This window comes from Anaerosporomusa subterranea, assembly GCF_001611555.1.
Lineage (GTDB): Bacteria > Bacillota > Negativicutes > Sporomusales > Acetonemataceae > Anaerosporomusa > Anaerosporomusa subterranea.
The window spans coordinates 234,733-259,923 of sequence record NZ_LSGP01000013.1 but is presented as its reverse complement, the minus strand read 5'-3'; the positions used below and the strand labels follow the sequence as shown (position 1 = coordinate 259,923).

Sequence of the window (25,191 nt, the reverse complement as noted above, 5' to 3'; positions counted from 1 at the left end):
TGTTGCACACCCACCTGATTATCCCTGTGTTTTCTGAATCATTATAATATTACACATGGAATAATTTAATTGTAATTGGTTTTTCATACAGTGTCAAGCTACTGATACAAAGGCAACAGATAGATTCATCGCTCAAGAATGGATATGATCGAGTGACTGCTCAATCACCGCAAAAGAAAAACCTCTGGACGCTAGGAAGCGACCCGCTTTATCTCTTTCATCCGGCGTAAATGCACGTTTTTCCAGCAAAGTAAGCGCATGCTTAAACTCCTGCTCCCGCTCAAAGGCTGCCATCGTTTCCCGGATCATAGCCTCTGGCAGACCGCGGCGGCGGAGCTGATTTGCCACTCCAGGCAAACCCCATTTGCCACTTTGCCAAAGACTCTCAGCCAGTTTATTGCAATAGGCAGTATCATCAACATAGCCTCGCTCACGAAGGCGCGCTAGCGCTTCATTGATCTCATCTCGTGAATAGGCTCGCTGCGCCAGCTTATCGCTTAACTCGCGCTCGCTGTGATCGCGCCGCGCCAGAAGTCTAACTGCCACGGTAAGCGCACTATTCTTCGGTTGCGGCATCATCTATAAACGCGGGTAGTTTAGAGCTGCCAACCGTCAGCGACTCGCGGACCCGGGCTTCAATTTCTTCGGCAATTTGACGATTCTGTTTAAGGAACTCTTTCACATTTTCCTTGCCTTGTCCTAAACGATTCTCTTTATACGAATACCAGGATCCGCTTTTGACCAAAATATCCAGTTCACTGCCAATATCGATCAGCGTTCCTTCTTTGGAGATTCCTTCGCCGTACATAATGTCAAACTCAGCAATGCGGAATGGTGGCGCGACTTTATTTTTAACCACTTTAACACGGGTACGGCTACCAATGCTGTCATTCCCCTGCTTAATGGTTTCCGCTTTACGCACATCCATGCGAATAGTTGCATAGAATTTGAGCGCTCGACCGCCTGTTGTCACCTCAGGACTGCCATAGGTTACGCCGACTTTTTCCCGGATTTGGTTGATAAAAATAGCGGTTGTCTTTGATTTACTGATAATACCGGTCAATTTTCTCAACGCCTGCGACATCAGTCTGGCTTGAAGACCAACATGGGAATCGCCCATGTCTCCTTCAATTTCTGCCTTAGGAACTAATGCGGCCACCGAGTCCACGACAATAACATCGATTGCGCCGCTACGCACTAGCGCGTCGGCAATTTCCAGAGCTTGTTCGCCATTGTCTGGTTGCGAAATAAGCAAATTATCGATATCAACGCCTAATTTTCTCGCATAGGAGGGATCTAGTGCATGCTCAGCATCAATAAAAGCGGCTATACCGCCCATTTTTTGGGCTTCGGCGATAATATGAAGTGCAACTGTCGTTTTACCGGATGACTCAGGACCATAGATTTCTACAACACGGCCGCGAGGAACACCGCCGATACCAAGAGCAACGTCGAGAGTCAACGCACCGGTAGGAATGACCTCAAGGCTCATCTTTGCCGATACTTCGCCCAATCGCATAATTGAGCCCTTACCAAAGTCTTTTTCAATCTGACGCATTGCTGAGTCAAGTGCTTGCAATCGGTTATCGCTTTGTATTTTCTCCGCTTTTTCCGCCATAGTATGACTCCCCCCGTATTCTTATACATACATTATCTACATTATACAAACATACGTTCTCGTGGTCAAGCACTATTACTGCCTTGCCTTGGCGGGTTCAACATTGACTTTAAATCCTTTTATCGTATTTCTGTGCATGACTGTCAGCACACGTTCTGCAACATCAACTGGCACTTCAAGAAAGGTGAATTTATCATATATGTTGATCAAGCCAATAATATTACCAGGTATTCCAGCCTCCTCAGCTACCGTACGCACAATATCGTCAGGACGAATGTTTTGCGCTCTTCCCACATTCATGAACAGTCTGACCATGCCATCCGCACCGCCAGTTTGCGAAAACATCGGTTTTTCTTCCGTCTTCTCACGGAATCCTTCCTGGAATAACTTTAGGGCAGCGGCAGCAATATCCAACGGATCATGATAATTTGCGATATCGGCGACGATTGTGTGGTAATCAGTATAACTTCCCTGTTCAATTGTCTGCATGACTTGATTTTTTATCAGATCGCGGCGGCGTTCCATAATGTCAGTAAGAGTAGGCAATTGTTTACGCAAAATCCGTGTTTTGACGATTTTCTCAATTAACTTTAACTGCCGGAACTCGCGCGGTTCGATAAATGTAATTGCCACACCGCGTTTACCAGCGCGACCTGTTCTGCCGATACGGTGAACATAAGACTCTGGGTCTTGCGGAATGTCATAATTAATAACATGGGTGATATGTTCGATGTCAAGACCGCGAGCTGCAACATCAGTGGCTACTAGTATCTCAAGATCGCCATCACGAAACTTCTTCATGACTCGGTCGCGCTGCGACTGGCTGAGATCCCCATGTAAGCCGTCAGCCATATAGCCACGAGCCTGCAAGGAAGCGGTCAAATCATTAACGCCCTTTTTAGTGCGACCAAAAATGATGCATTGCCCTGTGGTCTCTGCATCAAGAACACGGCATAGTCCGTCAAGCTTGTCTCTGGATTCATAATAGACCTGATCAATTAAGGGAACAGTTATTTGTTCCTTGCTAGTGGTGATTGATACAGGATCCTTCATATATTTCTCAGACAAAGCCAATATTTCTTTAGGCATGGTTGCGGAAAATAACATGGTCTGCCTGTCAGTTGAAATGTTTTCAAGGATGTTCTCCACATCTTCAATAAAGCCCATGTCAAGCATTTCATCGGCTTCATCAATGATTACCTGATTGACGAAGTCTAATCTGATGGTTTTTCGCCGCATGTGATCAAGTAATCGCCCCGGGGTGCCGATGATAACCTGAACTCCCAATTTTAGTGCTCGGATTTGGCGCTCTATCGGTTGACCACCATAAATGGGAAGAACCTTGACTTTCTTGAATTTACCGATCTTAGCGAGTTCCTCAGCTACCTGTATAGCGAGTTCCCGTGTAGGCGTAAGAACCAAAGCTTGGATATGACGGCTGTCCACAAGACGCTCCATCATCGGAATACCAAAAGCGGCAGTTTTACCTGTGCCTGTCTGGGCCTGCCCGATAAGATCCTTGCCTTCAAGCGCGACCGGAATAGTCTTGCTCTGAATAGGTGACGGCTCTTCAAAGCCCATATCTGTAATTGCTGACAGAATTTTTTTACTCAGCTGCAGTTCGCCAAAGAAACCTTGTTCTTTCAAATTGATAGTCCCTCCTATTTTTCTCGATCTGAAGCATAATTTTCAATAAAGCGCATGACTTGAAATAGCGCGGCGTTTGCGGCTCGTTGCTTAATGCCTGTACGCTGACCGGAGAATTGGTGCTTGACGCACTCAACTCCCTGGGCTCCAACTACTGCAATGTAGACAAGACCAACCGGCTTGGTTGCTGTCGCGCCATCAGGGCCAGCAATCCCGGTCACTCCGACGCCAATATCAGTCATGAACCTTTCTCTAACTTGTTTAGCCATTAAAATGGCCGTTTCCTCGCTCACAGCGCCGCAATCAGTTAGTATCTGCTCAGAAACACCTAGAATTTCACGTTTAATCTGATTGCTATAGGAAACAAGCGAACCAATTAGATAGCGGGAACTGCCGGGAATATCGGTTAATCGACTGGTAACCAAACCGCCTGTGCAGGACTCAGCCAATGCAATGGTTAAATTGTTTTCAGACAGTTGACGCCCTGTTACTAACTCGAGTGTCTCATCATCAATGCCAAAGATAGCCTTGCCGACTCGGCTTCGAAGTGCTTGCTCTAGGGTAGCAATCCGTTCAGTTGCTTCTGCTTCCGTCTGACCTTTAGCTGTAATTCTGAGATGAATTTCACCGCTTCTGGCAAGTAAGGCGAGCGTCGGATTACTCTGCGCAAGCACAAAATCTTTGATTTTTTCTTCAAGTGCTGATTCACTGACCCCGAAGGTCCGTAATACACGTGAGACGATAACCGACTGCAGGCCAAAACGTTGCCTAAAGTATGGGACTATGGCAGTTTCAAACATCCATTGCATTTCTTGTGGCGGCCCTGGCAAATGTATAATTGTCTTATCTGACTCTTCCAGGATAACACCAGGTGCGGTTCCACGGTCATTATCGATAATGATCGCCGCTTCGGGCATCATGGCTTGACGCAAATTGCTTTCCGGCATCAGCATATTTCGGCTGGCAAAGATCTGCCTGATGCGACTCTCGCTAGGTTTATGCAGATACATGGCACGATTTAGCAATCGAGCGGTAACTTCTTTGGTGATATCGCCTAGAGTAGGTCCCAGGCCACCTGTTGTCACGACTAGATCTGATCGTTCCAGTGCATGTGCGATGACTTCAGCCATCCGGCTAGGGTTATCTCCGACTGTAGACTGGTGTAAAACGTCAATGCCTAGTTCATTCATTTTTTTCGCCAAATATTGTGCGTTAGTGTTGACAATCTGACCTAATAGAAGTTCTGTGCCTGTACTGATAATCTCAGCTATCACAGAGAACCCTCCTTGATTACATGAATGCCCAATTCAGGCATGATCCTGTTATTCTTCAGCTGGTTCAGCAACCAGATCATAAGCAAAGCCTTGAATAATCTTCGCATTAACAAAACAGCCCACATCCCGGGCGACGTCAGCTCCACCCTCAATATACACGCGTCCATCAACATCTGGCGCTTCGCGGTAAGATCGTCCAATCAGAGTAGTTTCCCCTTCAACTTGACCTTCCACCAAGACGCGAACCGTCATTCCTTCCAGTCCGCGGTTAATAGATTCGGAGATCTGGCTTTGCAACGCCATCAGTTCATGATAACGCGCTTGCCTAACTTCATCCGGGATTTGCTCTGTCATGGCTCCGGCTGGGGTATCCTCTTCTTGCGAATAACTGAACACGCCGACATGATCAAATCTTTGCTCTGCCATAAAGTCCCGCAACGACCGGAACTGTTCTTCCGTTTCGCCGGGAAAGCCGACGATAAAGGTAGTGCGAATAGCAACACCGGCAATTGTTGAGCGGATTTTTTTCAACAATGTTTCAATATCCTGGCGTGAATCGCGACGATTCATCGCGAGTAAAACATCATCATGAGCATGCTGAAGTGGTAGGTCTATATATTTGCAAATTTTAGGCTCGTTAGCAATAAGCTCAATTAATTCATCAGTAAAATAGTTTGGATAACAGTAGAGCAACCGAATCCAAAACTCGCCTTCAATAGCTACTAACTCGCGCAAAAGCTCAGTCAGTTTTGATTGACCGGTGCGATCCCGTCCGTAGCTGGTGGTGTCTTGAGCGATGAGATTGATTTCTTTTACCCCGCGGGAGACCAAATTCTTCGCTTCTGCAACAACTGACTCGATGGGCCGGCTACGGAAGTTCCCTCTGACCCGTGGAATTACACAATAGGAACAGCAATTACTGCAGCCATCAGCAATTTTGATATAGGCGCTGTAGTTTGGCGTTGTTCGTATCCGGGGGGATTTATCATCATATATAGAAGTCATTTCGTCAATAAACAAGACTCGGCTGCCAGCTTGTACCGCCTCGATCGCCTCAATGATTCTCCCCCAAGCACTTGTACCCAGAATAGCATCCACTTCCGGAAGCTCATTCAACAGCTCATCGCGGTAGCGCTGCCCCAAACAACCGGCGACGACTAGGCAACGGCATTTACCGTGTTTCTTATAATCTCCCATTTGTAAAATAACCGAAATTGATTCTTCCTTGGCAGAATCAATAAAGCTGCAGGTGTTGACAATTAAGACCTCAGCATCCTCAGGCTGGTCTGTAATCACATAGCCCCCCTGATCTAACAGACCAAGCATCACCTCAGTATCAACCAAATTTTTAGCACAGCCTAAGCTGACAAAACCAACTTTCAACGAGTTCCCCTCCCGCGTTTCTGTTTAGTATTTCTCTGTTTCTTGGCATCTGCGACCAACTTGCCTTTCTGTCCGCGTGCCGCCGGCAAACGTCGTTGGCTCTCACCGCGTGAAGCCGGGGTAAAGGCTTGACCGTCACGGGGACGAATCAGGCACTTGGGACCAAAGCCGACTAGGTCAAGTCGATTAATTTTAAGCAAAGCCTCGTAAACCAGCTCATGATTCTTTGGATCGCGATATTGCATTAACGCACGCTGCATTTTCTTCTCGTGCGGATCTTTTGCAACATAAACAGCTTCACCGGTAAGAGGATTCAAGCCAGAATAATACATGCAGGTCGATAAACTGCCAGGCGTAGGTATAAAATCCTGCACCTGCTCGGGATGATATCCCATGTCACGGAGAAATTCGGCTAGTTCAACCGCTTCCCGCAATCCGGCACCCGGGTGACTAGACATAAAATAAGGAACCAGGTATTGTTCTTTGCCTAATTCCTGGTTTATCGCCTGATATGCTTTAATAAACTTCAAATATACATTCTTACCTGACTTGCCCATCAGGCGAGTTACTTTGGGCGAAATATGTTCAGGTGCAATTTTCAATTGTCCACTAATATGATACTGACACAATTCCCGCAAAAACTCCTGGTTATCGCCAGCCAGTATGTAGTCATAGCGAAGACCGGAGCGGACAAATACTTTCTTGACGCCTCGAACAGCCCGAATCGAGCGCAACAATTCAAGATAATCGGAATGATCGGCGTTTAGATTACGGCAAGCCTCCGGATGCAAACACTGTTTGTCACGGCAAGTCCCGCGTTCTAGTTGAGACGCACAGGAAGGCGCTCGAAAATTTGCTGTCGGACCGCCGACATCATGAATGTAGCCCTTAAAATCAGGCAGCTTGACAAGTTGCTCTGTTTCTTTTAAGAGCGATTCCCGGCTACGGCTTTGAATAATTCGGCCCTGATGAGACACGATGGCGCAAAACGAGCAGGCGCCATAGCAACCACGATGACTAACTAGGCTAAATTTAACCTCGCGAATCGCCGGTACCCCACCCGCAGCTTCATAGGAGGGATGATAGGTCCGCTGATACGGAAGATCGTACACTTCATCCATTTCAGTCATGGATAGAGGTTCGGCAGGCGGATTCTGCACCAAATACTGTTCTCCATGTTGCTGAACCACGACTTTGCCACGAATAGGATCTTGTTCGCGGTATTGCACGCGAAACGCCTCAGCAAAAGCGCGCTTATTATCCTGAACTGCCTCATAGGATGGCACAGTCGCATAGTCCCAGTAGCCTTCTAACGACGTTTTAAGGCAACAAGTTCCCGCTACATGATCAATCGCGTCAACCGGAACGCCAGCAGATAATTGAGCGGCAATATCGAGAATTTGCTTTTCACCCATGCCATAAATCAAGATATCAGCTCGGCAATCGGCAATAATCGATTTGCGTACAGTGTCAGACCAATAATCATAATGAGCAAATCGCCGCAAACTGGCTTCAATCCCGCCGATGATCAACGGGACACGTTTCCATGCCTCACGAATGCGATTGCAATAGACAATCGTCGCCCGATCCGGACGAAGACCTGCTCGTCCGCCTGGGCTATAATTATCGGTGCTTCGTGTCTTTTTCGCTGCGGTAAACTTATTCAGCATCGAATCCATATTGCCTGCTGAAACTAGCACGCCTAAACGGGGTTTTCCCAAACGTTTAAAATCTGTTGTATTCCGCCAGTCAGGCTGAGCGATGATACCCACTCGGTAACCCTGCTTCTCCAGTAGACGACAGATGATCGCCGGTCCAAAGCTAGGATGATCTACATATGCGTCGCCGCTAATAAACAGAAAATCGAGTTGTTCCCAACCGCGCTTTTCCATATCTTCCTTAGTTATTGGCAAAAATTCATTTTGTGTCATTCATTTTCTCCACGTAAATCCATGCATAGGGTTTATTGTCGTCCGCTAACCGTAAACGTCTTGAGGACAACCTCGCCGTTGCCGCCAAGTTTACCAATAGACTGACCGTTGTGAGTCACCTCGACCCCTCCTGCATTGCCTACTTTCATCGTAATTTGTTGTTCTGCTTGCCAAGTCATGGATTCACCAGCCTGAGGGATGCCTTCATATATTTGTTTACCGTCAGCCATAACCTGAATCCAGGATTGATTGATAAATTTTGCAGCAATGACCACCGGTTTTCCAGCAGGCTTTGCGGGCGTGACTTGGGCCGGAGGTTGCTGCTGAACAGAGCCGGACGGGGTTGGTTGTTGTTGGGCCTGAGGCGGGGTTTGCGGTTTCGGATCATCTTGTGCTGTAGACGTATACCACCAAATACCACCAGCAAGGACAAATAATAGCAGTAACGCCCCAATCCACATAGTCTCGGCCTTGCGGCTTCGCTGGCGTCGCCGAGTGGTTACAGACGGCGAAACAGATGGTGATTCTTCTTGCTCCTGATTTTTTTTCTCTTCAACAGCCGTTGTCGGCAATGTTTCGATTGGTTGTTGACTTTTCCGAAAGAGCTCCACACACTCTGAACCGTTTAATCCGAGGGCGTTCGCATAGTTACGAATAAACCCTTTAGCATATGCCTCTCCAGGGAGCACAGAATAATTACCATCTTCAATTGCTTGTAGATATAACGAACGGATATTAGTCACAGTTTCAATATCTTTTAGCTTTAACCCTTTACGCTCCCGTTCGTCGCGAAGCATTTCACCAACAGTTTGCAAAACTCTTACCTCCCTAAACTCACGATATAACGTTGAATTTCGGATGCCGCCTGTTCAAGATCGTCAGCATTTACGCAGAAATCATAACTGGCTGAGTCTGGCTGTTCATAGCCGTACAGAGGATCGTAATACTCAATGAGCAGAGTTTCCACGACCTCATTGATTTTCCCCAACTGATAGTATTCAATCAAGTGCTGTGTGTGTTTCGCCCCAAGCCGTTTGGTCAAACTTTGAATACTGGCGATAATTGCTTGATCGCTGCCTGCACCTACTTGCAAATATTCTTGGATCAACCGCTCAACACGAGTTTCCAAACTGGCTGATACCAAAATCCTTTTCCCATGTTGCATAGCCTGATAGAGAAATTCCGGTAAATACACATTGCCAATTCGTTTACTTTCACACTCAACTAGTAAAGTTGGACTAACATTCGCGCGAAATAGTTCCTGCAAAAGCATAGCATCAAAATTCTGCGCCGTACTGGGTTTTCCTAATCCAACATGCCCAAATGCTGAACCGCGATGGTTTGCAAGTCCTTCCAAGTCAATGACAGCCTCGTCTGCTTTTGAGAGCATCTGCAACAATGTCGTTTTGCCAACCCCGGTAGAACCGCACAGAACAACGATCTGGGGGCGAAGGGAAAATTGGGATAACTGTTCCAGAACATATTGTCTGTACGCTTTATAACCGCCGCTTAGTCGATATACCGTAATTCCCATCAATTCGAGAACAGTGGCGACTGAACCGGATCGCATACCGCCACGCCAACAGTAAACTATCACAGGACGTTTGCATGATGCATACGTTTGGATAGCATTAACCATAGCATGAAGTCTGGGCGAAACGATGGCAAGTCCACGATCTTTAGCTAGCTCCGGGCCGCACTGTCTGTAGAGTGTCCCAACCTCGGCTCGTTCTTCATCAGTAAACAGCGGAATATTAACTGCACCTGGTACTCTACCGATTTCATATTCTGACGGTGAGCGCAGATCAATGTAAATAGGGTTGTCAAGTTGTTGTGCTTCCTTGATTGCAATTAATCTAGGCAAATAGTATCACCACAGTTCTTCAAACTAGCTTGCATCATTTTTTAAAGTACCTAGCATACACTTGGTCTGATGTCATAATAATTTCACGTGCTTTACTGCCGATATTGGGACCAACAACTTTCATCTCTTCCATAGTATCAATCAGTCTAGCGGCTCGGGTGTAACCAATCCGAAATTTCCTCTGCAGCATCGAGACAGAAGCTTGTCCAGTCTCCAGAACCATCCGGACCGCTTCCTCGAGCATTTCATCTTCGAATGATTGATTTCCTTCTTGATCCTGCACCGCCGGTTCAAAGGCCGGAATCTCTTCATTGTATACAGGCTCACCTTGTTTGCGGATGAAGGTCATCAGTTCCTCTACTTCGCTATCAGAGATAAAAGCGCCCTGGACGCGGATCGGTTTGTTGGAGCCTTGCGGACTAAACAACATATCCCCTTTGCCGATTAACTTTTCGGCTCCGGCCATATCAAGAATGGTACGTGAATCGACCTGAGATGAAACCGCGAAGGAAATTCGCGATGGGATATTGGCTTTAATTGTACCGGTAATTACATCAACAGAAGGCCGTTGCGTCGCGAGTACTAGATGAAGGCCAGCCGCGCGCGCCATCTGAGCTAAACGACAAATCGCGTCTTCGACGTCGACCGGCGAAACCATCATTAGATCGGCTAACTCATCGATAATAATCACGATCAGTGGGAGCAACTGTTCAGGATTCGCTTCATTATAGCGTCCTACATCACGCACAGACGCTGCAGCAAACAGAGCATAGCGGCGTTCCATTTCTTGCACTGCCCAACGTAGTGTTGAGGCTGCTCGTTTCGGATCGGTTACTACTTCAGTCATCAAGTGTGGAATGCCATTATAATTGGACAACTCTACCACTTTCGGATCAATTAAAATGAATTTTACTTGTTCAGGTGTAGCCTTAAACAAGACACTCGTGATTAGCGTATTGATGCAAACACTTTTCCCTGAACCAGTCGCACCAGCAACCAACACGTGAGGCATCTTTGCCAAATCAGCAATAATGGGCTGCCCAGCTATATCTTTTCCTAACGCAACAGTCAACGGCGAGCTTGCTTTTTGAAACGGTTCGCTCTCTAGCACATCTCTGAGCGGAACGCTGGCGGTCTCTTTGTTGGGGACTTCAATTCCAATCGCTGCTTTACCGGGAATTGGCGCTTCGATACGCACGCCGGAAGCTGCCAGTTTTAACGCTATATCATCTGCTAAATTGACGATGCGACTAACCTTGACGCCAGGAGCAGGCTCTATCTCATAACGCGTTACCGTCGGTCCTTGACAGGTATTTACAATCTTGGCCCCTACGCCGAAATTTGCCAGCGTCTCTTCTAACAGTCGGCCGTTATCATGCACTTCTCGTTGCATGCGCAACGACCGCGGCTTCACGTTCTTAGCCAAAAGCGACAGAGGCGGCACAATGTATTGTCGGTTTCCTGACATAGGCAAATCGGCCATGACAACAGGCGTCTCATCTCGTTTGTCCGGCAAGGAAACGGCAACTGTCTCAGCCTGTTTAGGTTCACGCTTCATTTGAGCCTTCTTTTCTAGCTTTTCCTGATCAAAAAAAGGCGGTTCAGACTCAGCCTCCATTTCTGCACATTGCCTGGAGGCTGCCAAACTCTGTTTGGCAAGAGCCACGCTTTCTAAAGCTCTCTCTTTTGCCGTGACAAGTGTATGGCTTAGCGACCAAGAAGCGCTAAGAATTAAAAAGCAGAGTAAAAAAGCGACTAAAACGATTAAAGCGCCATAATAGCCAAATAGATTACGCGAGACAAAAAGCAGCATTCCCCCGACCAATCCTCCGCCTGGAACCAAGCTGTCAGGAAGAATCTCGCGGTTGACAGGTATCATCGCATGATGAAATAAAGCCAATGAAAAAATATACAGACCAAGCAAACTCCAAAAACGGGTGGAGTAAGTTAACGGTTTGCGACTCCAAAGATAACGGGAACCAATAATTACAGTCAAAAGGGGCAGGAACGACGCCCCCGCGCCAAAAGCATATCGCAACAATCTGGCCAAAATAGCGCCAATTGAGCCGATATTCGAACTGTTTAAACTAACCACTGTGAAGAGACCGGCCCCAATCAATAAAATGCCACGTATTTCACAGCGAGTATCTGGCGACAGGTTAGAAAATAGTTTTAGCAAGTTCAACACCTCTGAAAACTATTCTTTCTATAATAGTAGCGTGAAATCCTTTTTTTTGCAAACAGTTGAGAAAGTTAGCCGTGCCAGGCAAATACAGCCGTAGCCCCCGAGCATGTAACCGGGGGCTACGGCTGTATTCGCCTGGCAGACGTCACCAGCTATCGATTATGACAGCAGTTCATACCGATTCTTGGCTGTCAGCACTACCCCAGGCTGAAGGTCTGATCGCAAATAATCTTGGGGATCTGTTGAAATAATACGGACAATCCGGCATTGATTAGCAGCTATTTTTTCTACCATCATCTTAGCGCCCGCAAATTCTATTTCTTCATAGGGGTCGACGTACGATTCTTGACCAAATACCAACTCCTCTGGCATGATCGTCCACAAGATCATTGTTTCAGCCCCTTGCTCTCTTTCTTGGCTTTGACTAATTCTTGCAGTTTATTCATCGCTTCTGAGATTCCACCCACTGAATCGATTAGCCCATATTTAACTGCATCTTTCCCGACTACGGAAGTCCCGATATCTCTGGATAACTCGCCTGTCTTATACAACAATTCCCGCCATTTGGAATCACTCACACTGGAGTGCCCAACAACGAATTTATTTACTCGATCTTGCATCTTTTCCAAATAATCAAATGAACTTTGCGCCCCAATGACTAATCCGGTTAATCGAATCGGATGGATGGTCATGCTTGCACTTTCCACGATAAAAGAATGAGTGGCGGATACCGCTACCGGTACGCCAATACTATGCCCGCCGCCTAACACAATAGAGACTGATGGTTTAGACATACTAGCAATCATTTCAGCAATAGCTAGACCTGCTTCGACGTCGCCACCAACTGTATTAAGCAACAGCATCAAGCCTTCGATTTCATTACTCTGCTCAATTGCTACCAGTTGCGGCATAACGTGCTCATACTTTGTCGATTTATTATTTGGTGGTAAAATCATATGACCTTCAATTTGACCAATAATTGTCATCACATGAATGTTGCTTTTAACTGTAGGAATGTCGGTTGAACCGAGTTCCTGAATATTGTCCGCCACTGCACCTTTTTTCAGTTTATTCTTTTTCTGAGGCTCGTTTGCCGGTGTCTCCGGACTCTCGGATTGACTATTTGGGGAATTAACCAGATCGTTATGGGAAACTAGCATGAAATATACCTCCTATTGCCAATTCAATACTAGTATTGGCAATCTGGCAGGATTCATTCCAGTTACGCCACAAAAAGACGGCAACCTGGTTAGGCTGCCGTCTAGGTCATACTTCCATAATTATCGGTAGGATCATTGGTCGCCGCCGGGTTTTCTCATATAAGTATTTACCCAGACTGTCACGCACATTGGACTTAATTGTGGCCCATTCAGTAATTTGGTTTAACTCACACTTGTCAAGCGCTTGCTTGACTCGTTCTTTTGCTTCATCCATCAGTTGCTCCGATTCACGCACATACACAAAGCCTCTCGAAACGATATCCGGTCCAGCAACCAAACAGGCACGTTGCTTGTCCATTGTTAGCACCACAACCAAAATTCCATCCTGAGACAATTGTTTACGATCACGCAAAACAATATTGCCGACATCGCCAACTCCTAGGCCGTCGACTAGTACACGACCAGCAGTTACCTTAGATACAATTGCGCCCTTATCAGGTCCGAACTCCAACACATGACCATTCTCAGCAATGAATATATTTTCTTTCGGCAAACCGATTTCTTGAGCGATTTTAGCATGTTTCTTCAGGTGGCGATATTCCCCATGCACAGGAATGAAAAACTTAGGCCTGATCAAGTTATGCAGAAGTCTAAGTTCATCTTGGCTAGCATGACCAGAGACATGAACCCCTGACGACTTTTCATAAATAACGTCTGCTCCTTGACGGAATAAATAGTCCACTGTTCTTGCGACCATCTTTTCATTTCCCGGTATTGGTGTGGCTGAGATAATCACGGTGTCACCCGGCATAATCTCCACTTTTTTATGGTCAGACATAGCCATACGAGTCAAGGCTGACATCGGCTCGCCCTGACTGCCAGTTGTCAGAATAACAATCGACGAAGGCGGATAATTGTTGATTTCGTCAATATCGATGATTACGCCCTCAGGTACATCCAGATAGCCTAGTTCGAGTGCGATACCGACAACATTGATCATGCTGCGGCCAATGACTGCCACCTTACGCTTACATTTACAAGCCGAATCAATAGCCTGTTGGATTCGATGAACGTTTGATGAGAAAGAGGCAACAATGATACGCTCTTTTGCTTTGCGGAATGCTTCATCGAAGACGGCGCCTACAGTTCGTTCACTCAAGGTAAAACCAGAACGTTCGGCATTAGTGCTGTCAGCAAGCAGAACTAATACCCCCTGATCACCCAGTTCAGCAAACTTATGGAAATCTGTTACTTTACCGTCTACCGGCGTCTGATCAAACTTAAAATCCCCGGAATGAACGATTGTACCGACAGGAGTCTTCAAGTAGATTGCAACCGCATCAGCTATACTATGGCTAACCCTAATAAAGCCAACCTGAAAACTGCCAAGTTGGATTTGATCTCCTGATTTAATGGGAATCAGCCCATTTGCAGAAACGCCGTTTTCCTTCAGACGCCCGTTTAAGATGCCAAGTGTAAGTCTGGTGCCGTATACAGGGACATTAGTTAACTGCTTCATTACATACGGCAATGCGCCGATGTGGTCCTCATGGCCATGGGTTAAAATAATTGCTCGAACTAAATCACGGTTCTCCAGAAGATAAGTGATATCTGGAATGACCAAGTCAATGCCAAGCATATCATCTTCAGGGAACATTAAACCAGAGTCGATCACGACAATATCATCACCATAACGGATCACCGTCATGTTCTTGCCGATCTCGCCCAGGCCCCCTAGCGGGATGATCTGAACTTTTTGTGCTTTTGCCAAAAAAGGTTACACCTCCACGTATTCCAACAATGCAAATTGCCTCTGCCCGTTCAGTCTGGTGACTAAGGAAAAAACCGACCCGCTCATTTGCTTTCCTTAATTATAGCGTATTTGGTGCAATTTAACAACAGCCGCCCACGCGTTTACAAAATTATTATGCGCGCACCAACGCTGGTTTATCCTTTGCCAATATAGAGAGAGCCACACAAAAATGCCCTGGCAAGCGCCAGGGCATAAAAACAGCTATGTTTTAGCGAATATTCAACTTTGTCATAACTTGCTGCAATTGCACGATTTCTTTGTCTGTCGCTGGCACAAGCGGCAGACGGAATCCACCAACCTCGTGTCCTAGCATTTTCATAATGGTTTTAATCGGTATAGGATTGCTTGCAATAAAAATCACCTTGAAAAATGGCAACAGTTCGAGATGAATATTTCTTGCCTGGGCGATATCACCGGCAAAATACGCATCAACCATCTGATGCATGCGTACACCAACTGCGTGAGCAGCAACACTGATAATGCCACAGCCGCCAACAGAAAGAATAGGCAATGTCAAACTATCATCTCCACTGTATACCAGGAAGTCATCAGGCGTTGTTCGTACAATTTCCGACACTTGATCAAGATTGCCGCTTGATTCCTTAACAGCCGCAATATTAGGTATAGTGGCTAGCCGTGCAATCGTCTCAGGTAAAATATTCGAGGCTGTACGACCTGGAACGTTATAAATAATGACCGGTAACGATGTTACTTCAGCAATAGCCTTAAAGTGCTGATAAAAACCTTCCTGAGTAGGCTTGTTATAATAAGGGCCAACCAGCATGACTCCGTGTACGCCAAGCTTCTCCGCTTGCCGTGTTAAGGCAATTGACGCCCTGGTGTCATTACTGCCTGTGCCAGCAATGACTGTCGCTTTATCGCCAACTGCGTCCGCAACAGTTGCGAATAGACGAAGCTTTTCGTCTGCATCCATCGTCGCAGCCTCACCAGTACTACCGGCGACAACCAAACCGTCTGAACCGTTAGCCACCAGATGTCGAGCAAGAGCGGCCGCTGCTTGATAGTTGACGCTGCCGTCCTCATGAAACGGAGTAACCATCGCGGTAAGAATACGGCCAAAGGATTTCATTTTTCTACCCCTCCAATATAATCATTCAAGGATGTGATAGCCCAAATTTCTCATGCAGTGCCTGCACTGCTTTCGTGGCAAATTCTTGACGCACGAGTACGGATATAGAAGCGTTTGAATCTACTGTCTGCAAGATGGAAATTCCATTTAGCGCCAGCGCCTCAACAAACGAGGCCATAACACCCGGTACCTCGCGCATGCCGCCGCCGACGACCGATACCTTCGCACATCCGGGAACAACATCCACTTCAAATCCGAGTGTGCAGAGAGTTTCGGCAGCTTTCTCCATCATGTCCTGACCAACCGTAAACATGATTTGGTCTGGAAACACATTAATGAGGTCAACGCTGATTTTATTATCTGACATCGACCGGAAGACTGTAAATCCAGCTTCCTGTGATGCAGAAGCAGCCAATTTAACCCGTATTTGCGCAATATTTAAAAGAGAGGTTACCCCTGCCGCGATCCGATCTTCCACTAACGCCCCAGAGCCATCTTCTTTACCGATATTTGTGATCAAAGTTCCCGGCATGTCACTGAAAGTAGATTTGACGATCAGCGGAATGCTCTTCTGCATCGCGATTTCAACAGCCCGGGGGTGAATGACCTTAGCGCCCTGATGCGCCAATTGGCACACTTCACTATAGCTGATCACATCAAGAATACGCGCGTTATCGACAACGCGGGGGTCAGCTGTCATGATCCCGTCCACATCGGTATAAATTTCTACCATTTGCGCATTCAGCGCTGCGCCTAATGCAGAGGCTGTTGTGTCACTGCCGCCTCGCCCTAATGTTGTTAATTCACCACCGGCAGTTATGCCTTGAAAACCGCAAACAACCGGAGTCTTACCCATTTCTAGCAGGCTTAATATGCGAGCTGTATCAATCTTTTGAATCCGCGCGCTACTAAAATTATTATCAGTCATGATCCCGGCCTGCCCGCCTGTAAGTACAACAGCATCAATTCCTGCTGCTTGCAACGTGCCTGCCATGACAACAGCTGAAATAATTTCTCCACAACACATCATCAAATCCAGCTCGCGAGAATTGACGTCTTTACAAGTGCCGCGCGCTAAATCAATCAGTGTATCGGTCGCATAGCGATCTCCTTTTCGGCCCATGGCAGACACGACAACGACTGATTGAAACCCTTGCTCTTGCGCCTTGGCAATCTTCCCCACTACCAGTTCACGATTTTCCGGCGAAGCTACAGATGTACCGCCGAACTTTTGAACAATGATCCTCATTCTTTGCACCTCATACTAACTGATGGGCGATCATATATTCCGCGATTTGCAATGCGTTCAGCGCCGCGCCTTTGCGGATTTGGTCACCAACAACCCACAGATTTAATCCATAGGGTACTGAAGTATCTTTGCGAATTCTACCAACATAAACATCATCTTTATCAGAGCAGAATAGCGGCATCGGATACTCCATTTCAGCTGGATTGTCAAGAATGCTGACCCCCTGGAATCCGGCAAGAAGTTCTTTGGTTTCATCAACTGACAAGTCAGAAGCCAGCTCGATATTGACAGATTCGGAATGACTGCGGTATACAGGTACGCGAATCGTCGTAGCTGTAATACCTATCGAATAATCATTAAGTATCTTATGGGTTTCGTGTACCATCTTCATTTCTTCTTTGGTATACCCATCTTCAAGAAAAACATCAATTTGAGGGAGTAAATTAAAAGCAATCTGATAGTGTTTGGGAAGACTTGCGCTTGGCAGAATGTTAGCTTGAACAGGTCTGCCAGCTAGTATGTCGGTCACTTGCTCAGTCAACTCATCAATCGCTTCTTTACCTGCTCCTGATACTGCTTGATATGTCGACACGACAATCCGCTTAATCTTGGCCCGATCATGGATTGGTTTTAGAGCCATAACCATAATGATAGTGGAACAATTCGGATTAGCGATGATCCCCTTATGGGAGTGTAACGCCTCTGGATTAACCTCTGGAACGACAAGTGGCACATCTGGATCCATACGGAATGCGCTTGAATTATCAATAACTATGGCGCCGCGGCGGACAGCTTCAGGCGCTAGAGTCTTGCTGGCCGCTCCACCTGCGAAAAGCGCAATATCAATCCCATTAAACGAGTCCGGTGTGGCTTCTTCCACTGTATATGTCTTACCTAGCACTTCAATTTGTTTGCCTGCAGAACGTTCTGACGCCAACAGTTTCAAATTATTGAAGGGAAAATTACGTTCTGCGATGAGTTTAAGGAACTCCTGACCTACGGCGCCGGTTGCTCCGAGAATAGCCACATTCGGTTTTTTCATTTTAAGTACCTCCGTTATTCTAGAATATTCTCCAGACCAAACACTAAACCGTCAACAGTTAACACCTTTTTACATGCCAAGACAACGCCAGGCATGAAGGATTCTCGAGAAACTGAGTCATGCCGAATTGTTAGCGTCTGACCTAGTCCGCCGAAGATCACTTCCTGATGCGCCACATAGCCAGGTAGCCGGACACTATGTATACGGATGCCACCTGTTTCGCCGCCACGGGCACCAGCCAGTTTTTCCACTTCTTGCGGATGGCCCTGACGCATCTGGCCGCGGGTTTCCATAATTAATTCAGCAGTACGAAGCGCGGTCCCTGAAGGAGCGTCTAGCTTCTGATCGTGATGTAGTTCGATGATTTCAACATGCGGAAAAACTGAGGCAGCTTCTTTGGCCAAGCGCATCATCAAAATGGCTCCCAATGAAAAATTCGGTGCAATAATGGCATTAACATGTCTCTCTTTACAAAGCTGCTTAACCGCTGCTACGTCGGCTTCAGATAGGCCGGTGGTTCCCACAACCGGACAAACGCCGTTACGGATGGCAATTTGCAAATTGTTCATTACTGACTCAGGACGGGTAAAATCAACCAATACTTGGGGGCGGGTTTCCTGAATGACAGTTTCTAAATCACTACCTACTACAACACCGATTTTGCTGGTTCCAATCAAATCACCAACATCGGAAAATTCAGATTTCACATCTACAGCACCGACCACACTCAAATGTTCATCTTTGTGCACGGCCTTTAGAACCTCGCGGCCCATTTTTCCATATGCACCGCACACTAATACCCGGATCATGTCATACACCTCCTAAAATAAAAGCAGTCAGTGAGCGAAGTTCTCACTGACTGCTTAACGCAGCCTTGTCAAACAAGGAAAAACAATTTGTTTCGCCTTGATTAGTGAGATAGCGCTCCACCATGAGGTAACATGGTGACAATCTTGTATATATTTTATACAAGACCAGCGAAAATGTCCCGGTGACACAATCGCTTCGGCAGACAACCCTTTTCTTTCAGATCATTGATACCACTCTTCCCTGAAAGTACTTTTGTTGCCTGCACCTCTACTACACTGTACGCAGGTCTGATTCTATTTAATTTATGTTCATTGTATCCCGTTAGTGACTATTGTGTCAATACTTTATTTCCAGTTTGCCAAGATCACTACTGTGCGTTACTGGCATGTGATTCCACATCTTTCGCTCCATTTTGCCGTAAAATGCTGGCTGCCTGATTAACAGAGCTATCAGATGTACGAATTACGGCCAAAATTCCGCCTTGCCGGACACTGTTCTCATAACGACGACTGACTTCCTCAGGAATCCCCCAGTCAATCAGACCGCCGGCGACACCTCCCATTACCGCACCACTTAATGCAGCGGCGATCGGTCCGACTGCCACGATTGGTCCTAATCCCGGAATGGCTAGAGCGCCTGCACCAAGCAGTAGGCCGCCAATGCCGCCAAGCGTACCTCCGGTAAGAGCCCCGTCGCTAATGTCATCTTCTGCATACTCTGTTTGATTTTGGCCTTGTTTAGATACGATATTAATTTCCTGATCGGAAAACCCCTGATTGCGCAGTTGGCTAACTGCTTGTTCAGCTTCACGTTTGGATTCGAAAATACCGATAACTACCTTTTGCCTGCCGGAAGCAACTTTGGCTTGTTGTCCACCGGCTTGAGTTGTCATTGTCGATTGCGAGGTCATATTAGTTTGTGAATTCATCCCAGTTTGTGTATTCGTATTTCCTGATGCTTGCATGCCTGCAGATTGCCCTTCTGCATAACTGGTCACGACAGGGCCGGTTTGATTTGTCATTTGCGAAGAATTGTTGTTGTTTTCCATGATATCTCCTCCTAGTATTGCCATGATGATAATAATATCCTGCCCCAATCAGTCGTTTTTATTCGCTTTAATCTGTTCTACCGATCATGACGAATTCCCATCAAACCTCGATCGGCTGAATCGCTCATATCTGTTATGATCACCTCGTCGCCAATTCGGCGGATTGACTGCCATGGTATAACTGCTCCTTTGCACTCACCGAATAGTTGTAACAAACCACCGCGTCCCGGCAGCAACAAGGATTCGATTTTGCCTGTCCTTGAATCGAAACCAAGATCACATTCTTCAACAATTCCTAGTCTAGCTCCATCGGCGATATTAATTACTTCTTTCCCCGTCATATCACTTAAACGCAAAATATCACCCCATCTATTCTGTATTCTCGGGGAACAGCCTTCTCCACAATGGTTGTGCTACCGCAACGCCAATTGCCAGTAATGCGATAGGATCAAAGGAAATTCCCGCCACTGCCAGCTTTTCTGGAATGTCCAGTTTCAAAAAAGAGACAAGTGCAATGATCGAGAGGTAAACGCCACCAGCAGTGGCAACTAATTCTTGCACTGCTATTGAAAACACGGTTTGTTGGACTTTAGAAGAATCAACTGCTCGCAAACAGCACATTCGCATCCATATGGACCCGCCAATTAAAATAATTAGCAGAATGATCAAAGCCCAAAAATGCATGCGCATCTCTCCCTAACCATCGTTACAGTAAGATATGCGATCACACCCCGGATTGATGTCAAAAAAAATAACGGCCTGAGCCGTTATTGTATATAGTTTATCGATCTAAGCGCTCGTAGTCGACTGAGGCCGTTGTTTCGACCAAGATAACATCCAAACCGATCTTATTAATTTTGTCCCATGGAATAATAATCTCTTCGTTTCTGCCAAAGAAGCCGAGAAATCGCCCATTGCCGGGAACTACAATCGCCGTCAGTTTTCCTGTCTCTACGTTGATCTCTATATCGGTAATATGTCCTAAGCATTTGCCATCGATAGTGTTGATCACTTCTTTTGCCCGAAGATCGCTTGTCTTCATCATCGTTCATCTATCCCTCCGCCTAATGTTCCTTTACATTATATGAGGGACTAGTTGGTTTAGTGATTATTTTTTTAGCAATGCTCACGAATGCTTATTTTATCTAGGGTTTTTCCCTTTGATGATAACGCTGTATAAGATAATTCAAGCCCGGTCATGGCCTTTACTGTATCGCCAGGGAAAGGCGGCCGTAAACGTCCAATATACAGCTTACGCTAGCATGCCCCATTAAGTGGCTAATGATCATAGTGCAAAAATAAAATGCCCCTGGTGTTAGGGCATTTTATCGAAGGAGGTACTTGTAGATAATCAAGAATGGACGGGTTGCCCCAGTCTCACGGTATTAAATACAGCTCGAAGAATCTTCATCAAAGCAGAAAAGCAGAAGTATTATTATGATGATGATTATAATCCCACTTCCACTTCCGCCAAATCCGCAGCCTCCAAAGCCACGACCCATAAAACACACCTCCTAGCTAGATATCTAATTCATAATATGCTGAATGATAGAATATGGTTACGATAAAAAAAAACCACCCACTTGGAGGCAGACGCGATAGAGCGATAGTCTCTCGGTAAATATCAAAGCCCCGCAATTTAAGCGGAGCTTTAATCCATAAATAGGCTAGTCACCAATTGGGTTTTCAATTAGAGTAGCAAAAACAAAATCGTGCGTATGATCCTCAGCCTCTTCGGTCGTCCCAGATACAATTATATGAGGGACAATAATTTATGTATTATCATTCTTTGTCCGGTTGCCGCCAAATTTCAAACAGCTTCCAACGAAGCTCAACTTTTTGACCATAGCCGTCGTTAGCAGCAGGTTTTAACCCTACTGCTTGCGTAGATACTGCATTATTGGCATCAATGAAACATAATGGTGGGAACAACACACACCACCAATTACTTCCTTCAGCCTTTCCTAAAAGGACTCGCACCGCATTATACTTACCTGCAGGGTATACCGATTCACCATAGGCCTTTATTGGAAAGTCGAATTGGCCGAATTGTACTTGTACTGGATACGCAACTCCGCTAAGCAGTAATACCCTACGGGCTACCTCTTCCATATCTCGCCGATTTTCAGCAATGACGGCAGTTGCTTCTGCGCTGGTAGCGATATTTTTCAGTTTAGGCGCCATATAGGCGATAACCGCATCCCTAACTTTTAATTTTACCAGTTGGTCATACTGCGCGTCACTATTAGCAATTACGTGTAGTCTTACGACATCACGTGAGTTGCCTGGCAAAAATGCCGCTGGTTCTTGATTAGCACCAAATCCTGCTGCGAATAATGCCGACGCACCGAGGAGTAGTCCTCCACAGACACACTTCCTTAACACGCTTAAACTGCCTCCAAACTATGATAAAATCACTAATAACTGCTTTTAGATTTGCTATTTAAATATATTTTCTCATGTGCCCCAATGCCGCCTTTTCTAACCGCGACACCTGTGCCTGTGAAATGCCGATTTCATCAGCGACTTCCATCTGGGTTTTCCCTTCGAAAAATCGCAGGGTAAGAATATGTTTTTCCCGCTCGCTAAGCCGACGCAATGCCTCTTTAATCGCTACCCCCTCAAGCCAGTTGAAATCAGAATTCCGGTCATCGCTGATTTGGTCCATCACAAAAATAGGGTCACCGCCGTCATGATAAATCGGCTCGAATAGCGAAATTGGCTCTTGAATGGCATCTAAGGCAAAAATTACTTCTTCACGCGGGATCTTTAGCTCTGCAGCGATTTCTGTCACTGATGGCTCGCGGGAAAAACGATTGACTAAAGAATCCCTAACTTGCAACGCCTTATAAGCGATATCACGCATCGAACGGCTAACGCGAATGGGGTTGTTATCTCGCAAATAGCGACGAATTTCACCGATAATCATCGGGACGGCATACGTCGAAAATTTTACGTTTTGCGAGAGATCAAAATTGTCAATTGCCTTAATCAAGCCTATACAGCCAACTTGAAATAGATCGTCCACATATTCGCCCCGATTATTAAAGCGCTGGATAACACTCAAGACCAAGCGAAGGTTTCCGTAAATTAGCTTTTCGCGTGACTCCTCTTGCCCGCTTTGCAGCGAAACAAAGAGTTCGCGCATCTTACTTGCTGACAAGACAGGTAGCTTAGCGGTATTTACACCACATATTTCAACTTTGTTAATAATCATCTACTCACCCCATAAATGCCCACTTATGGATACTGGCGATTCTATAAGCATTATTGCCCGCTTGCCCGACTTTTATACCGTGATCCGCGAGGCACAATAAATAGGAGCAGGATACTATCCTGCCCCTAATCTACTCTAATCGATTTATCTCTTTTCTCAGCCTTTTGATAATGCGTTTTTCCAAGCGCGAAATATATGATTGTGATATTCCCAGCATATCGGCTACCTCTTTTTGGGTACATTCCACAGCCCCATCATCCAAACCGAAACGCAGCTGCATAATCCTACGCTCACGTCCCGAAAGCTTGTTGAGAGCACTGGCGAGGAGCATCTTATCGACTTCCTCTTCCACCGTTTTATAGATAACATCATTCTCTGTACCCAAAACATCAGACAACAGCAATTCATTGCCATCCCAGTCAATATTCAGTGGTTCATCAAAAGAGACTTCAGAGCGGGTTTTGCTGTTACGCCGCAGATACATCAGAATCTCATTCTCAATGCAGCGGGAGGCATATGTCGCTAACTTAATGCGTTTGCCCGGATCAAACGTGTTGACTGCCTTAATTAAACCAATCGTACCGATACTGACCAGGTCTTCTATCCCCACTCCGGTGTTTTCAAACTTTCTTGCAATATATACGACTAGTCTTAGATTACGTTCAATAAAAATACTCTTTACTGTCTTATCGCCGTTTTGCAGACAAGTCAATAAGATAACTTCTTCATCATTGCTAAGCGGCGGCGGCAGTATCTCTGTACTACCAACATAATAAACCTCATTTTCTTCTGACAGGCTGAGATGGCGCAGTAGAGCCTGCCATTTTAGATAAACTCTCCATTTGAACTTCAGCCAGGCGATACGCATGTGTTTACCTCCTTGTGAACAGTAAATTGAAGAATGGCAGGGTGCAACAAAGCAGTAAAGCGATTTTTAGCAGAAAGACTTCCAGCGTAAACGCCAATTACGACATCTGAAGTTTCAATAAACGAATCCTTTGATCGCACTTTAACCATATCTGGGCGAAAAGCAATCAATACGCTTTCACCGCCCAAAGCGCGAAAGGGTATGATTTGTATTCGTGCTAACCAATCCTTGTCTTCACAGTCGTGCAAACTTTCTAGCCAAGTATCTGGCGAGTAGCGAGAGAAAAAATCCTTAGTTTGCTGGCTAAAGACTTCTTGAACTGCCTGATAATCGGCAATAATAACCGGCCTGCGGCCTGCGGAGTATAGTGAATTGCCAGTGTCCACTATTGCTGTAAGCGCAGTTTCTTTGTTTCTGTACACAACTTCAACTTGGTATTCGACTGATCTACGTAAAAGATTCGCCAGCAGGCCTGCTTTTGCGGCAAGCAGCAAGCATATCGCCAATACTGCGCCGCCGAGCAAATCATGCCAGCCAATAAATGCGCTGATTGGTTCTAGTAGCGCTGACATAAAAGATTGTCGGTAGTAAAACCAGCCAGCCATGGCACCACCAGTAACAAAACAGGCAATATAATAAGCCGTGGTTAATCGCAATAGACTACTCAGCGTTTTTGGGCTAAACGCTAGGTGAATCATTAACATCGACATCAGCAACTTCATCGGGATAGAATATAAAAACTCCCAGCTAAGGCAGATGTAGCCTAGTGCATAGATACCACCAGCTCCGGCCGCCAAAAGCACCCTTAACCAGCGTACTCGCGTGCCATATAATTTTGCTGTTAAGACAATAAGTAGGGCGTTAATCAATATGTTTAAGCCAAGAAATAAGTCGACATATACATACATTATTCTTACCTCGAATTCCAATATATGGCCGTTATGCTACTATATGGCTACCATTCCCTGTTTATTACAGTTAAATTATATAAA

The 25,191-nt window shown here is 46.0% G+C and carries 24 protein-coding genes and 1 riboswitch; all 24 genes read right to left on the bottom strand.

The features are described from left to right. Window positions 1-132: 132 nt before the first annotated feature. A complete protein-coding gene (locus AXX12_RS04815) occupies window positions 133-546 on the bottom strand; it encodes a regulatory protein RecX (RefSeq protein ID WP_197470645.1) in 414 nt (137 codons plus the stop codon). 10 nt (window positions 547-556) lie between these two features. Then, window positions 557-1,618 (bottom strand): recombinase RecA, encoded by a 1,062-nt coding sequence (gene recA / locus AXX12_RS04810; RefSeq protein WP_066238902.1) that lies wholly within the window; start codon window positions 1,616-1,618, stop codon window positions 557-559. A 75-nt stretch (window positions 1,619-1,693) separates the two neighbouring features. Beyond that, window positions 1,694-3,265, bottom strand: a complete 1,572-nt coding sequence (locus AXX12_RS04805) for a DEAD/DEAH box helicase (RefSeq protein ID WP_066238899.1) — start codon at window positions 3,263-3,265, stop codon at window positions 1,694-1,696. A gap of 14 nt (window positions 3,266-3,279) precedes the next feature. Beyond that, window positions 3,280-4,539, bottom strand: coding sequence for a competence/damage-inducible protein A (locus AXX12_RS04800; RefSeq protein ID WP_066238896.1), 1,260 nt, complete (start codon window positions 4,537-4,539; stop codon window positions 3,280-3,282). 48 nt (window positions 4,540-4,587) lie between these two features. Then, window positions 4,588-5,922, bottom strand: a complete 1,335-nt coding sequence (gene rimO / locus AXX12_RS04795) for a 30S ribosomal protein S12 methylthiotransferase RimO (RefSeq protein ID WP_066238893.1) — start codon at window positions 5,920-5,922, stop codon at window positions 4,588-4,590. Next, window positions 5,919-7,853, bottom strand: a complete 1,935-nt coding sequence (locus AXX12_RS04790) for a YgiQ family radical SAM protein (RefSeq protein WP_066238890.1) — start codon at window positions 7,851-7,853, stop codon at window positions 5,919-5,921. Before AXX12_RS04790 ends, rimO begins: the two co-directional genes overlap by 4 nt. A 32-nt stretch (window positions 7,854-7,885) precedes the next feature. Next, on the bottom strand, window positions 7,886-8,668 hold the full coding sequence (locus AXX12_RS04785; protein WP_066238887.1) for a helix-turn-helix domain-containing protein: 783 nt from the start codon (window positions 8,666-8,668) through the stop codon (window positions 7,886-7,888). A gap of 5 nt (window positions 8,669-8,673) precedes the next feature. Continuing rightward, entirely contained in the window at window positions 8,674-9,717 is a 1,044-nt protein-coding gene (gene mnmH, locus AXX12_RS04780; protein WP_066238884.1) for a tRNA 2-selenouridine(34) synthase MnmH, read from the bottom strand. Between the two features lie 34 nt (window positions 9,718-9,751). Further along, window positions 9,752-11,896, bottom strand: a complete 2,145-nt coding sequence (locus tag AXX12_RS04775; protein WP_066238881.1) for an FtsK/SpoIIIE family DNA translocase — start codon at window positions 11,894-11,896, stop codon at window positions 9,752-9,754. 165 nt (window positions 11,897-12,061) lie between these two features. Continuing rightward, complete coding sequence (locus AXX12_RS04770; protein ID WP_066238878.1) at window positions 12,062-12,292, bottom strand: YlzJ-like family protein; 231 nt, start codon at window positions 12,290-12,292, stop codon at window positions 12,062-12,064. Further along, window positions 12,289-13,062: a ClpP family protease gene (locus AXX12_RS04765; protein WP_066238875.1), complete on the bottom strand. Its 774-nt coding sequence runs from the start codon at window positions 13,060-13,062 to the stop codon at window positions 12,289-12,291. The genes AXX12_RS04770 and AXX12_RS04765 overlap by 4 nt, the downstream gene beginning before the upstream one ends. A 106-nt stretch (window positions 13,063-13,168) precedes the next feature. Further along, window positions 13,169-14,833: a ribonuclease J gene (locus AXX12_RS04760; RefSeq protein WP_066238872.1), complete on the bottom strand. Its 1,665-nt coding sequence runs from the start codon at window positions 14,831-14,833 to the stop codon at window positions 13,169-13,171. Between the two features lie 250 nt (window positions 14,834-15,083). Next, window positions 15,084-15,965 (bottom strand): 4-hydroxy-tetrahydrodipicolinate synthase, encoded by an 882-nt coding sequence (gene dapA / locus AXX12_RS04755; RefSeq protein ID WP_066238870.1) that lies wholly within the window; start codon window positions 15,963-15,965, stop codon window positions 15,084-15,086. A 25-nt stretch (window positions 15,966-15,990) separates the two neighbouring features. Beyond that, complete coding sequence (dapG, locus tag AXX12_RS04750) at window positions 15,991-17,214, bottom strand: aspartate kinase (RefSeq protein WP_066238868.1); 1,224 nt, start codon at window positions 17,212-17,214, stop codon at window positions 15,991-15,993. Between the two features lie 10 nt (window positions 17,215-17,224). Further along, on the bottom strand, window positions 17,225-18,256 hold the full coding sequence (locus tag AXX12_RS04745) for an aspartate-semialdehyde dehydrogenase (RefSeq protein WP_066238866.1): 1,032 nt from the start codon (window positions 18,254-18,256) through the stop codon (window positions 17,225-17,227). A 14-nt stretch (window positions 18,257-18,270) separates the two neighbouring features. After that, on the bottom strand, window positions 18,271-19,065 hold the full coding sequence (dapB, locus tag AXX12_RS04740) for a 4-hydroxy-tetrahydrodipicolinate reductase (protein ID WP_066238863.1): 795 nt from the start codon (window positions 19,063-19,065) through the stop codon (window positions 18,271-18,273). 102 nt (window positions 19,066-19,167) lie between these two features. Next, window positions 19,168-19,344: riboswitch (Lysine riboswitch) on the bottom strand. 89 nt (window positions 19,345-19,433) lie between these two features. Then, window positions 19,434-20,114 carry a general stress protein gene (locus AXX12_RS04735; RefSeq protein ID WP_066238860.1) on the bottom strand — a complete coding sequence of 227 codons (681 nt, stop codon included), beginning with the start codon at window positions 20,112-20,114 and terminating at the stop codon, window positions 19,434-19,436. A 77-nt stretch (window positions 20,115-20,191) separates the two neighbouring features. Continuing rightward, window positions 20,192-20,470, bottom strand: coding sequence for a YlmC/YmxH family sporulation protein (locus AXX12_RS04730; protein ID WP_066238857.1), 279 nt, complete (start codon window positions 20,468-20,470; stop codon window positions 20,192-20,194). A gap of 13 nt (window positions 20,471-20,483) precedes the next feature. Further along, window positions 20,484-20,798 (bottom strand): hypothetical protein, encoded by a 315-nt coding sequence (locus AXX12_RS04725; protein ID WP_066238854.1) that lies wholly within the window; start codon window positions 20,796-20,798, stop codon window positions 20,484-20,486. A gap of 97 nt (window positions 20,799-20,895) precedes the next feature. Then, on the bottom strand, window positions 20,896-21,159 hold the full coding sequence (locus AXX12_RS04720; protein ID WP_156478587.1) for a YlmC/YmxH family sporulation protein: 264 nt from the start codon (window positions 21,157-21,159) through the stop codon (window positions 20,896-20,898). 737 nt (window positions 21,160-21,896) lie between these two features. Continuing rightward, a complete protein-coding gene (spoIIR, locus tag AXX12_RS04715; RefSeq protein WP_066238850.1) occupies window positions 21,897-22,499 on the bottom strand; it encodes a stage II sporulation protein R in 603 nt (200 codons plus the stop codon). Window positions 22,500-22,557: 58 nt separating this feature from the next. After that, entirely contained in the window at window positions 22,558-23,331 is a 774-nt protein-coding gene (gene sigG, locus AXX12_RS04710; RefSeq protein WP_066238847.1) for an RNA polymerase sporulation sigma factor SigG, read from the bottom strand. A 130-nt stretch (window positions 23,332-23,461) separates the two neighbouring features. Continuing rightward, window positions 23,462-24,199, bottom strand: coding sequence for an RNA polymerase sporulation sigma factor SigE (gene sigE, locus AXX12_RS04705; RefSeq protein WP_066238844.1), 738 nt, complete (start codon window positions 24,197-24,199; stop codon window positions 23,462-23,464). After that, complete coding sequence (locus AXX12_RS04700) at window positions 24,181-25,107, bottom strand: sigma-E processing peptidase SpoIIGA (RefSeq protein WP_066238842.1); 927 nt, start codon at window positions 25,105-25,107, stop codon at window positions 24,181-24,183. Before AXX12_RS04700 ends, sigE begins: the two co-directional genes overlap by 19 nt. Between the last annotated feature and the right edge of the window lie 84 nt (window positions 25,108-25,191).